Source organism: Kitasatospora sp. NPDC004745 (genome assembly GCF_042873275.1).
Lineage (GTDB): Bacteria > Actinomycetota > Actinomycetes > Streptomycetales > Streptomycetaceae > Kitasatospora.
On the sequence record NZ_JBIALK010000003.1, the window covers coordinates 287030 to 298253 of the forward strand.

14 protein-coding genes and 1 pseudogene are annotated in these 11224 nt (G+C 73.4%); 3 read left to right on the forward strand and 12 right to left on the reverse strand.

Features of this window, described 5'->3' with window-relative positions; genetic code table 11:
• Positions 1 to 65 precede the first annotated feature (65 nt).
• Positions 66 to 731 carry a TetR/AcrR family transcriptional regulator gene (locus ACFYUY_RS08185; RefSeq protein WP_387899143.1) on the reverse strand — a complete coding sequence of 222 codons (666 nt, stop codon included), beginning with the start codon at positions 729 to 731 and terminating at the stop codon, positions 66 to 68.
• Between the two features lie 79 nt (positions 732 to 810).
• Here ACFYUY_RS08185 and ACFYUY_RS08190 point away from each other — a divergent pair, with 79 nt between their 5' ends.
• Positions 811 to 1581, forward strand: a complete 771-nt coding sequence (locus tag ACFYUY_RS08190) for a DUF4386 domain-containing protein (protein WP_387899146.1) — start codon at positions 811 to 813, stop codon at positions 1579 to 1581.
• A 93-nt stretch (positions 1582 to 1674) separates the two neighbouring features.
• On the opposite strand, the gene ACFYUY_RS08195 is transcribed toward ACFYUY_RS08190, so the two are convergent.
• The 8 genes from ACFYUY_RS08195 to ACFYUY_RS08230 form a co-directional block, all read right to left on the reverse strand.
• Entirely contained in the window at positions 1675 to 2388 is a 714-nt protein-coding gene (locus tag ACFYUY_RS08195; RefSeq protein ID WP_387899149.1) for a DUF4232 domain-containing protein, read from the reverse strand.
• Between the two features lie 241 nt (positions 2389 to 2629).
• Entirely contained in the window at positions 2630 to 4426 is a 1797-nt protein-coding gene (locus ACFYUY_RS08200) for an acyl-CoA dehydrogenase (RefSeq protein WP_387899151.1), read from the reverse strand.
• 228 nt (positions 4427 to 4654) lie between these two features.
• Positions 4655 to 5290 (reverse strand): TetR/AcrR family transcriptional regulator, encoded by a 636-nt coding sequence (locus tag ACFYUY_RS08205; protein ID WP_360214670.1) that lies wholly within the window; start codon positions 5288 to 5290, stop codon positions 4655 to 4657.
• Positions 5287 to 5649, reverse strand: coding sequence for a DUF1304 domain-containing protein (locus tag ACFYUY_RS08210; protein WP_360214760.1), 363 nt, complete (start codon positions 5647 to 5649; stop codon positions 5287 to 5289). Before ACFYUY_RS08210 ends, ACFYUY_RS08205 begins: the two co-directional genes overlap by 4 nt.
• Positions 5650 to 5739: 90 nt before the next feature.
• Complete coding sequence (locus ACFYUY_RS08215) at positions 5740 to 6249, reverse strand: hypothetical protein (RefSeq protein WP_387899155.1); 510 nt, start codon at positions 6247 to 6249, stop codon at positions 5740 to 5742.
• Positions 6250 to 6503: 254 nt separating this feature from the next.
• Positions 6504 to 6710 (reverse strand): DUF397 domain-containing protein, encoded by a 207-nt coding sequence (locus tag ACFYUY_RS08220; RefSeq protein ID WP_387899158.1) that lies wholly within the window; start codon positions 6708 to 6710, stop codon positions 6504 to 6506.
• Between the two features lie 149 nt (positions 6711 to 6859).
• Entirely contained in the window at positions 6860 to 7063 is a 204-nt protein-coding gene (locus ACFYUY_RS08225) for a DUF397 domain-containing protein (RefSeq protein WP_387899161.1), read from the reverse strand.
• Complete coding sequence (locus ACFYUY_RS08230; RefSeq protein WP_387899163.1) at positions 7060 to 7887, reverse strand: Scr1 family TA system antitoxin-like transcriptional regulator; 828 nt, start codon at positions 7885 to 7887, stop codon at positions 7060 to 7062. The genes ACFYUY_RS08225 and ACFYUY_RS08230 overlap by 4 nt, the downstream gene beginning before the upstream one ends.
• A gap of 101 nt (positions 7888 to 7988) precedes the next feature.
• On the opposite strand from ACFYUY_RS08230, the gene ACFYUY_RS08235 reads away from it, so the two are divergent.
• Both ACFYUY_RS08235 and ACFYUY_RS08240 read left to right on the forward strand, forming a co-directional pair.
• Positions 7989 to 8345, forward strand: a complete 357-nt coding sequence (locus tag ACFYUY_RS08235) for a hypothetical protein (RefSeq protein WP_360214656.1) — start codon at positions 7989 to 7991, stop codon at positions 8343 to 8345.
• Complete coding sequence (locus ACFYUY_RS08240) at positions 8342 to 8569, forward strand: hypothetical protein (RefSeq protein WP_387899166.1); 228 nt, start codon at positions 8342 to 8344, stop codon at positions 8567 to 8569. Before ACFYUY_RS08235 ends, ACFYUY_RS08240 begins: the two co-directional genes overlap by 4 nt.
• A 16-nt stretch (positions 8570 to 8585) precedes the next feature.
• Here the strand turns inward: ACFYUY_RS08240 and ACFYUY_RS08245 are convergent, their stop codons facing one another.
• The 3 genes and pseudogenes from ACFYUY_RS08245 to ACFYUY_RS08255 all read right to left on the reverse strand — a co-directional run.
• Positions 8586 to 9449, reverse strand: coding sequence for a DUF3592 domain-containing protein (locus ACFYUY_RS08245; RefSeq protein ID WP_387899168.1), 864 nt, complete (start codon positions 9447 to 9449; stop codon positions 8586 to 8588).
• 35 nt (positions 9450 to 9484) lie between these two features.
• Positions 9485 to 10585, reverse strand: coding sequence for a hypothetical protein (locus tag ACFYUY_RS08250; RefSeq protein WP_360214650.1), 1101 nt, complete (start codon positions 10583 to 10585; stop codon positions 9485 to 9487).
• Between the two features lie 186 nt (positions 10586 to 10771).
• Positions 10772 to 11221: pseudogene (locus ACFYUY_RS08255) on the reverse strand (dienelactone hydrolase family protein); the annotation flags it as partial.
• Between the last annotated feature and the right edge of the window lie 3 nt (positions 11222 to 11224).

An 11224-nucleotide genomic window follows, 5' to 3' on the forward strand; every position in this document is an offset into this window, starting at 1 on the left:
GACCTCCGCGGAAAGATCCCCGGCCCCCGGGGCCGCCCCGGCGCCACCTCCGGGGGCTCGTCCCGCTACCGCCGCCCTCCCGCCCGCAGCCGTTCGAGCCCGTCCAGCAACAGGTCGAGCGCGAACTCGAACTCCGCCTGGTCGTCGCAACCCCCGACCGCCGAACCGGCGTCGTGCTCGGCCGACCCCGCCAGCTCGGCGATGTGCGGGTAGGCGCGGGCGAGCTGCGCCAGCACCTCCGGGTCCGGCGGGGCCGCGGTGTCGTCGAACAGCTCCTGACTGAAGCCCAGCAGCCGGCTGCCCATCGCGTGCATCGCGTGGTGCGTGAGGTCGACGGAGAAGCCGCCAGCCCGGAACAGGCCGGCCATGGAGTCGAGGTAGCCGAGCAGCGCGGGGGTCGGGGCGGGCCGCGACTCGACCACCCGGGCCACCCACGGATGCCCGCGCAGGGTGCGGCGCGCGGAGAGGATCCGCTCGCGCACCACGTGCTGCCAGCCGCCCTCGCCGGGCGGGCCGATCTCGCCGACCACCAGGTCCACCATGCCGTCGAGGAGTTCGTCCTTGTTGGCGACGTGCTTGTAGAGCGCCATCGGCACCACACCCAGTTCCTGGGCGAGCCTGCGCATGCTCAGTGCGTCCGTGCCCTCGGCGTCGGCGAAGGCCACCGCCGCGCGCAGGACCCGCTCCCGGCTGAGCGGCGTGCGCCGCGTTCCGTCTGCTGGCTTGTTCACCTTGACGAGTGTACGGCGTACGCCTACCCTGAGCGACAGGTGTACGCCGTACACCTCAGAGGAGCAGGGGAGGATCCGGATGACTACGGACCGGCCGATGGCGAGCGCGGACCGGCGCGACGGCGTGGCGGCGGGGGTGCTGTTCCTGGTGACCGAGGTGGCCGCCGTCGCCGGAGTCCTGCTGTACCGGCCGGTGCTCGGCAGCGCCGACTACGTCCTGGGCGCGGGCGCCGACGGCCGGGTGCTGCTCGGGGCGCTGTGCGAGGTGGTCCTGGTCCTCGCCGTGGCGGGCACCGGGTTCATGCTCTTCCCGGTGATCCGACGGCAGCACGAGGGCCTCGCCCTCGGCTACGTCTGCGTCCGGCTGCTGGAGGCCGCGTTCATCCTCCTCGGCCTGGTCAGCCTGCTCGCCGTGGTGACGCTCCGTCGGGACGCCTCGGCGGCCCACGGCGAGGGAGCCGCGTCCTACGCCGCGGCGGCCAGAGCGCTCGTCGCGGTCCACGACTGGACCTTCCTGCTCGGCCCCAACCTGATCCTCGGCGTCAACACCCTGCTGCTGGCGGCGCTCCTGCACCGCAGCGGAGCCGTGCCCCGCGCGATCACCCTGCTGGGGATGGTCGGCGGGCCGCTGATCACCGCCTCCGCCGTCGCCGTCCAGTTCGGCCTCTACGGACAGCTCTCCACCGCAGGGAAGCTGGCGGCGTTCCCGGTCTTCGCCTGGGAGGTCTCGTTCGCCGTCTGGCTCCTCGCCCGGGGCTTCCGCGGCACCGCACCGGCCGCCGTCCTCCCCCGCCCCGCCCAGACCCATCTCCGCCCCGGCCCGCGGGCCACCGCCGGGCTGACGGACTGAACGCACAGCCGGCCTGAGCCCGGGGCCGGGCCCGGGGTCCGTCCCGGGCCGGCGGCCGGCGGGCCGGCCGCCGGGCGGATCCTCCGTCAGGTGTCAGGACGGGCTGGTGGCCAGCAGCGCGGTGGTGGTCACCTTGTTGTCGCACTCGGCGAAGAGGCCGTCGTCCAGGGCGACCTGGTGCGCGCCGGCGCCCGGCAGGCCCAGCACGAGCGTGGGGTAGACGACCGGCGTGGCGCCCGAGGTGCAGTAGCCGTCGGCCTCGCCCTGGACCTGGACGAAGGTCAGCTTCACCCAGGCCTTCCCGCCCGGCGCCAGCCGGACGGGTGCGGCGGTGCCGCTGTGCGTCACCGCGAGCGGGGCGTTGCGGTCCGGGGAGCCGTTGGCCGCACCGGCCACCGTCGGAAAACCCTGCAGGATGCACGGCTGCGCGGAGGAGTTGGTGAACGCGACGACCGCCGCCCCGATACCCGTGCCCGGGGGGCGCTGCTTCGCCTGGTGGGCCTCGCCCTTCAGGTCTCCGGCCGCGCAGGCCGGCGCCGTCGCACCGGCGGAGGTGGCGGAGGTCGCGGAGGCGGTGCCGCCGGACGGCGCGCCGCCCTTGGTCGGGGCCGGGGCCGGGGTCGCCGCACCCGACGCGGCCGGGGAGGCCGGGGCCGCCGTGACCGGGACCGCCGCGGACGGGGCCGCGGAGCCCGCGGGCTCGTCGTTCCCGGGCCCGCAGGCCGTGATCACCAGGGCTGCCGCGGCAGCCGAGACCACGGCGGCCGCGGCTCTTCGGGCCTTCTTCCCGTGCTGCGTGACCTGCATGACGCCTCCTTGAGGGACGGAGCGGTGCCGGTCCGACGCCGGCACCCGCCCCGTACACACCGCCGTTGCACGGCCGGTTCCCCGGGCGGCCGGGTGTGACAGGACGGTGACGAGATCGGGAGGCGCCCGTCGCACGGTCACGACCCGCCGGGGGCCGGGAGGCTCGGGTCGGCGGGCCGCCGGCCCCCTCAGCCCGTCAGCCCGTCGACCCGTCCGCGATCCGGGGGCGAGGCCTCGCCGGTCAGAACCACTCCGGACGGCAGTCCGCCGCGGTCCGGTCAAGGCTGTCCAGCAGGTCGAACTGAGGCCCGGTCCGCGGGAGTTCGTACCGGAAGAAGTACCGGGCCGCCTGCCGCTTGCCCTCGTGGAAGGCGTCCGTGCCCTCGCCCAGCGCGAGGAACTGCTCCAGCCAGATCCAGGCCAGCACGACGTGGCCGACGGCCTCCAGGTAGACGGTGGCGTTGGCCAGCGCCGTCCCCGGGTCCCCCGTCGACCAGAGGGTGGCGGTGGTCCGCGCGATCCGCTCCGCGGCGGCGTCCAGGAGGGCGGCCAGCCCGGCCGCCTCGCCGCCGGCGGCCGTCGCCCTGCGGGTGGTCGCGGCCAGCGTGTCGAGGAGCAGCCGCAGTCCCGCGCCGCCGTCCATGACGACCTTGCGGCCGAGCAGGTCCAGGCCGTGGATGCCGTGGGTGCCCTCGTGGATGGGGTTGAGCCGGTTGTCCCGGTAGAACTGCTCGACGTCGTACTCGCGGGTGTAGCCGTAGCCGCCGTGCACCTGGATGGCGAGGTCGTTGGCGGCCAGGCACCACTGCGAGGGCCAACTCTTGGCGACCGGCGTCAGCACGTCGAGCAGCAGGTGGGCGCGGGCCCGCTCGGCCTCGTCCTCGGCGGTGCCCTCCTCGTCGAGCAGACGACTGCAGTACAGGCCGAGCGCGAGCGCCCCCTCCACGTAGCTCTTCTGCGCGAGCAGCATCCGCCGCACGTCCGGGTGCTCGATGATCGGCACCTGCGGGGCGTTCGGGTCCCGGCCGGTGAGCGGGCGGCCCTGCGGGCGGGTGCGGGCGTAGTCGAGGGCGTGCAGGTAGCCGGTGTAGCCGAGCGCCGTGGCGCCCTGGCCGACGCCGACGCGGGCCTCGTTCATCATGTGGAACATGTAGGCCAGCCCGTGGTGCGCCTCGCCCACCAGGTGTCCCACGGCGCCGGGGGCGCCGCCGGGGGTGTACCGGCCCTCCCCGAAGTTGAGCATGGTGTTGGTGGTGCCGCGGTAGCCCATCTTGTGGTTGAGGCCGGCGAGCACCACGTCGTTGCGCTCCCCCGGGGTGCCGTCCGCCCGGACCAGGAACTTGGGCACGATGAACAGCGAGATGCCCTTCACGCCCGCCGGACCGCCGGGGATCTTCGCCAGCACCAGGTGGACGATGTTCTCGCTGAGCTCGTGGTCGCCGCCGGAGATCCACATCTTGGTGCCGGTGAGGCGGTACGTGCCGTCGGCCGCCGGCACCGCCCGGGTGGTGATGTCGGCGAGCGAGGACCCGGCCTGCGGCTCCGACAGGCACATGGTGCCGAAGAACCGGCCTTCGACCATGGGCGGCACGTAGGTGTCGACCTGCTCCCGACTGCCGTGCGCCATGATCAGGTTGGCGTTGCCGACGGTGAGCAGCGGGTACGAGGCGGTGGCGATGTTGGCGGCCTGGAACCAGGCCCGGCAGGCGTTGGCGACGACGACGGGCAGCTGCTGACCGCCGACCTCGTGGTCCATCGACGCCCCGACCAGGCCCGCCTCGGCGTAGACCCGCAGGGCCTCCTTCACCTCCGGGATGAGGTGCACCCGCTCCCCGTCGAAGCGGGGCTCCTCGGCGTCGCCCTTCTTGTTGTGCGGGGCGAAGTGCCGGGTGGCGACGGCCTCGCTGAGCTCCAGCACGGCGTCGAAGGTGTCCCGGTCGTGCTCGGCGAACCGGGCGCGACGGGTGAGGGCCGTGACGTCCAGCCAGTCGTGGAGCAGGAAGTCGAGGTCGCGGCGGGAGAGGAGGAGAGAGTCCACGTAGGGCCATCCGATCGGACGAGGCGGTCGCGCTGCTGCCGGCGGGGCGGGCAGCGGGAGCCTTCCCCCGTCCGCCCCGGCACCACACTCCCACCACGGCCGCCGGAGGCCGGCGCCGGGGGCCCGGCCGGGAGTTCGACCGGCACCGGGGGCCTCGACCGGTGCCCGGCCCGGTGTCGGCCGGCGCCGGCCCGCTCACCGCCGGCACCCCGCCGGCCCCTCCGACGGTCAGAGCTGCGGCGTGCGGTGGAGGGAGATCAGCAGCCGCCAGACCTGGTGGGCGATCCGCTCCGGGTCCGCCTCGATCCGGCCGTGCAGCCAGTCGGCGAGGACGCCGGTGAAGGTCCCGGCCACCGCGGAGGCCACCAGCTCCGGCTCCGGGGCGCCCGCGAGGGCCCGCTCGGTGCGGCTGCGCTCGCGCAGGTCGCGGGTGAGCACCAGACCGAGCGGGCCGCCGCCGCCCGGCGCCAGCAGGGCCCGGTAGAGCGGGGCCCGCGGGAGGAGTTCGGTGAAGAAGCCGGTCAGCGCGGGCGGCGGGGAGGCCGGGTCGGGCAGGCCGCGCCAGGCGTGCAGGGCGTCCACGGCCTCGCGGACGATGTCCGCGCAGGCGTCCACGGCGAGCGACTCCAGGTCGGCGTAGTGGACGTAGAAGGTGGCCCGGCCGACCCCGGCCCGGCGCACCAGCGCGGCGACGTTCAGCTCCGCGAGCGAGCGCTCGGCGCACTCCTCCAGCAGGGCCCGGCGCAGGGCGGCCCGGGTGCGCTCGGCCCTCGGGTCCTGGGCGGGCGCGGGGGCCGGGGCCGAGCCCTGCTCCTGGGCAGGGCCGTGCTCCTGGGCGGGGCCGTGCTCCTGGACGGGGCTCATCCGGCGAGCAGGACGGCGCCGAGCGCGAGCGCCCCGGGCAGCGCCTGGGCGGCCAGGATGCGGCGGTTGGCGGTGGCACCGCCGTACAGGCCCGCCACCACCACGCAGCACAGGAAGAAGACCTGCACCTGGTGCCCGGTCGAGCCCCCGGCGATGAGCCCCCAGACCAGTCCGGCGGCCAGGAAGCCGTTGTAGAGGCCTTGGTTGGCGGCGAGCGGTGCGGTGGTGCGGGCGAGTTCGGCGTCGAAGCCGGAGAGTTCCCGGCCCGGCCTCCGTTCCCACAGGAACATCTCCAGCACCAGGAAGTACCCGTGCAGGGCGGCCACCAGGGCCACCAGGACGTCGGCGGTCACGCGCATCATCAACTCCCGAACTTAATGGACAGGTGTCCATCATAGCTGGACAGGTGTCCATGAAGTCCAGGCCCCGACCTCCGGCCACCCCGGCGCTCAACCGCCCGACGAGGCCGTCCCGCCGGTCACCACGCGGGCCGCCCCGCCCACGCGCGCGGCCGACCCCCCGGCCGAGGTCCGCACCGCTCCGGGGACCGCCGAGGCCGCCGCCGCCCGGTGCGCGGCGGCCGTGGGCCGGGCGACGGGGGCAGCGGGTGCGACGGGGCGCTCGGCCGCACCCGCGCCGATCCGTTCGATCCGGAGCACCAGGTTGCGGTCCTGGCGGTCGCCGGGCACATCCCGGTTGCGGCTGAACACGACCTGCGTCAGCACACCCAGGGTCTCCTGCCAACGCCCCTGGACAGCGCGGATGTTGGGGCACCACTCACCCTGGTGGCGGTGCTCCAGATCCAGGTGCCAGCTCTCCGCGTCGACGACGTGCACGGCGCCCACGTCACCGGCGAGCTCCACCGGCGCGGCGCCCCGCACGGTCACCACCGCCCGCTGCGGCCACCGGCCGTCCACCGCCGTCACCGTGATCCGGCTCGGCCCCTGGCACCAGGCCATCCTCGTCCTCCCGCGTCCGTCCTCATGCGGCCGCCGACCGGCCTCAGCCGGTACCACGGCCGACGAGCCCCCACGGGTTCGGCCCGCACGCTTCAGGCACGGGGAAGCGCTCTGCCGACGGCGCGCGCAGTCCGCACCTGCCGCGGCCCCCGTGTGCAGGGAATCGGCCCGGCACATCGCCCAGCCCTTGAGACTCCGACGGGGAGCTTGGAACACCCTGACGCCCCGGCACCACCGGGACACGCCCGGACCCGTCAGAGCACGCCGAACTCCCCGCCCCGCACGGCCGAGACGAAGGCCGACCACGCCTCGACAGGAAAGACCAGGGCCGGGCCATTCGGGTTCTTCGAGTCTCGAACGGGCACAGCATCGGCGGCAGTCAGATTGCCCGCCACCTCAACACACTCTCCACCGTTGCTGCTGTAGGAGGAAGTGAACCAAACAGGATCGCTGGCAGTCACGTCAACCCATCTCCTTCGACAAAGGCCACGCGCACAGGAAGTCGACCACACCGACTTCCCGCGCGGAGCGGGGGCGATCAGCCGGCTTCAGCGGAAGCCAGCCATGCGCCGCCCCGGCCCGGGCGGGCCGGGGCGGCTCGTCACTGCGGTCAGAGCACGCCGAACTCCCCGCCCCGCACGGCCGACACGAAGGCCGACCACGCCTCCACGGGGAACACCAGGGCCGGGCCATGAGGGTCCTTGCTGTCACGGACGGGCACAGCGTCGACGGCAGTCAGATTGCCCGCCACCTCTACGCAGTCGCCACCGTTGCTGCTGTACGAAGACGTGAACCACGTAGGCTCGGCGGTCACGGCAATTCCTCCCTTAGCTGGCTGATCAGGGCCACAGACTCCGCCTGTGAGAGCGCGAGGGCCTGTAGTTGATAGTAGGCCGTGAGCGTCGGCCTCACTGCGTCACTGTCCCGCTCCAAGTGGCCCTGCTGTGCAGATTCTGCATACGACATCAGGGAACGGTTGGCCAGGGTGAGGATGTTCACCGGGAGGTCGAACGGCCGCGCCTCGCCTATGGCGTACGGAGCCACCTGAAGCACGCTGTGCGGCAACCTGGCGAATGCTGTCAGGGCGTCCAGTTGATCAGCCATGACCCTCCCACCGCCGACTGGCCGGCGGATACTGCTCTCGTCCAGCACTACGTGGATCACCGGCGATGGCTCACGGCGAAGGTTCACCTGCCGGCGGGCCAGGTACGCCACTCGCTCGTCAGCCTGCTGCTGCGTGATGCTGTCCCGCTCCACGGCGGCCGTCGCGATGGCTCGCGCGTAATCAACGGTCTGTAGCAGGCCCGGCACAATCCCGAGGGTGAACAACCGCACCTCGGCGGCCTTCGATTCCTGCATGACGTACTCGGGGAACCCTTCGAGCAGCGCCGAGTCCTTGACGTCGAGCGCCTTGCGGACGAACACGCGGTCCAGCCCGAACGCTTTGTCAAGTTCACGTGCGAGTCGAGGGGTTGGGGGTCGGCGACCGGTTTCCACGGCCGACACGTGGGTCGGCGAGTAGCCGATGGCGACTGCGAGATCTTCCTGCGTCCACCCCCGTTCCTCGCGCAGCCCACGCAGGAACACGCCGAACTTCGCCGCAGGGCCGGAGTCGGGGTTCAGCTCGACCTTGTTCACGGCACCTCTCCGAGCAGATCCGACAGTTTGAAGGACTTCCGAGCGTAGAGGACAGTGGGCGCTCCCGGTAGTCGTTTCACTACACAGAGGAGCGAACGTTGGTGCTGCACAGTGTTCCGTCGGCCGCGCAGGCCCGCGAAGGGATCGAGCGGTTCCGGGTGGTGATCTACCTGGCCAAGTCCACCGCCTCCTTCCCGGAGTTGGAGATGCGGAGCTGCGAGGACCACGCGCTCGCCTTCGGCTGGGAGGTGTCCCTGACCGTCGTGGACGACGAGACGGACCGGTGCCCGGAGCAGCGCCCCCTGCTGCTGGCCGCGCTGCAGACGGTCAGAGACGGCGGCGCCGGGGCGGTCCTGGTCCCGTCGAAGGCGGCCGTCTCCCCCATCGACGGCGAGTACGACGACTTCTCCGCTCTGGTCGAGAAGGCCGGCGGGTTCGTCCAGGTGGCGCGTCGATGAGCGACCGAGCCGAACCGGTCGGCCACGGCGTCCGGTTGGAGGTCCGTGCGATCGACGCCACGAGCCCGCACTTCCTCCTGCTGGAGTGCTGGGCCCTGTGGGACCTCGACCGGCACCAGTACGTCCGCGCGCCCGGCTCCTCGGGCCGGATCAGGCGCTTCTACACCCGCGCGGCCGCGGAGGCGCACCTCCGTTCCTCCGCCCGCGGTAGCACGGTCGGCTGACGCGCCGCCCCGACCCTCAGAGCAGTGCGACACCCACCGCCGCAGTCGCCGCCAGGACGACGACCGCCAGCACGTGGTACGCCAACTCCCGTCCCTCCGAGCGGCTTTCCGCCTCCACGTCGAGGGTGAACTCGGCCGGGTCGGCGAGGGTGTGATGGACGGTGACGTCGCGGCCGTACGCGCGGGCGGGGTCGGCGAGGTGGGAGGTGCAGTGGGCCGTGACGGCCGTGCCGCTGCGGGTGGTGAAGGACACCACCGGGGTGATGGTGGTCCTGGTGTGGCCGTCGTCCTCGTCGACGCTGACGTCCTTGAGGACGGCGACGACCCGGCCCGGCACGGCGTCCATCGCGGCCAGTCTGCGGAGGCGGGCGTTCTTGTCGCGTACCGCTCCCGGCAGGTGGGCGACCCCGACGGCCGCCAGCGGTGCGGCGAAGCCGATCAGTGCCCACGGCCACGCCCAGTCGACCGCGGCGAGGACGACGAGCCCGGCGTAGACCAGGAACACCGCGAACGCCGGCCAGCCCAGTCCTCGACCGGGCTCCTCGGGGCGGTTGGTGAACCGGTAGGCGTGCGGCCTGCCGCGCGGGTGGTTGATCCCGACCTCCCGGCCCTCCCAGGCCGCGGTGATCATCTCGCCGCGGTCGCCGTCGTTGGTCACGGTGACCTCCTGCCCGGTGGCCTCGTCACGGTAGGAGACGACGACGGATATCCCGCCGTCCCGGGATCCGCCGTGCCGGGGTTCCCGCACCCGGTCGATCCGCCCGGTGAGCCGGACCGTCCGCTGGGCCTTGGTCACTCCGGCCAGGGACCTGCCGTAGCCGACCAACGCGGCCACACCCCACACCCCGCACCACAGCTTCAGGAACTCGTCCCACCCCATGAGCGCCTTTCCTCCTTCCGTCGACTTCCTTCGTTTCAGCGCACGTTGCCCTGGCCGTCCGCCTCCAGCGTCGTCGATCCCCGGTCGCCGGTCGCCGTGATCCGGAGGGTGAGCCCGCCGGTGACGCCGTCGGCGGTCAGCTGCCAGCTCCGCGGGGCCCCGACGCCGGGGGTGCTCCTGGCCTTCTCGACGAGGCCGGGGATGCGATCGTAGGGCAGGGAGCGCGGGTCGAAGCCGGGGGTCGGCATTCCGGTGGGGGCGAAGACGACGGTCAGCAGGCGGTCCTGCACGACGAGGGTGAGCGCCTGCCCCTTGTCCGCACCCTGGGTCAACGACTCGACGGCCCTGCGGAGTTCGCCCTGGCCGAGCATCGACCGGCCCGGGCCGAGGCTGACCGTGCCGGTGGCCGACGTCACGGTGGTCGTGGACGTCGAGGTGGACGACGTGGACGTGATGTCGAACGACGTGGTGGAGACGGCCGGTTCGGAGGTGGCGCGCGCATCCTCGCGGGAGTCGAACAGGTCGGCGCGGAACGGCACGAGCACGGCGGCCACGCCGAGCAGCAGGCCGAGCAGGGTGAGGAGACCGCCCGCGCAGCCCGTCTGCTCCTCGGCCTTCAGCACCGGTCCTGGCACCGAGTCGAGGAGGGCCCCGGCCGCCCGTTCCTCCCACTGCGGCGTCGGCCGCCGCACGAGCCGTCCCTTCCACGGCCGGTCCGGCGGGTACTCGACGACCACGACGCCGCGCGGCCGGTAGTCGGCGAGCTCGACGCGATTGACGTCCTGCCGGAGCTCGACGCGGAACGCGGGCGCGTCGTCCGGCACGACGCTCAGCTCGAAGCGCACCGGTACGTCGCTGGCCTCGCTGCCGGAAACCTCCCGGTCCTCGATCAGCGCGAGCGCCGTGCGCGGCACGACGGCCGCCTCACGGGCGCGGCGGGGCTGCGTGGCGAGGACGAAGGCCAGACCGTAAGCCGTGGGCAAAGCGAGCCCCAGGACGATCAGCAGCGTCTTCCCGACGACGCAGCCGCTGATGAAAGCGGTCAGCGACGCCCCGATCACACCGCCCGTCAGGAAGCCCAGGGCGAGGTCGGCAGGCTTGTTGTGCGTGGGCGGCGCGCCTGCGGCAGTGGTCATGTGGCCGATTGTGCACGTCATGTGTGACGACCGACAGACCCGTGGACGTCCGCGAGGTGGTGCGCAGCCACGGCCGGACCCGGAACATCCTGAGCGCACTGACCAGGCCTGGGGCGATCGGGCGGAGACGTTCCACGTCACAGCCGGTGAGGGCGGGCCGCACCCGCCCTCACCGGCTCCGGAACCTCAGCCGTTGCCCAGGGTGCGGCCGAGGAGGGGCAGCAGGCGGTCCCAGTGCCGCTGCAGTGCGGCGGAGTCGAAGGCGTCGGTGTCCGACATGGTGAAGCCGTGGACGGTGCCGGGGTAGATCTCCGAGGTGCGGCCGACACCTGCGGCGTCCAGGGCCTGGTTGAGCTCGGCGAGTGCCTCGGGCGTCATGTCGCCTTCGGCGTGGCCGAGGTGGACCTGGGCGGTGAGCTCGGAGAAGAGGTCGGGCCCGGCGGCGCCCACCGGGCCGTGGAACGCGGCGACGGCGGCCACCCGGCCGGGGTGGGCGGCGGCGGTGCGCATCGCCAGCAGGCCGCCGATGCAGTAGCCGGTCACCGCGACCGGCCCGGCGCCGACCTCGGGCCGGGTGGTGAGGAACGCGACGTAGGCGTCGGCGTCGCTCAGGGTGCGCTCGGCGGTGTGCGCCTGCCG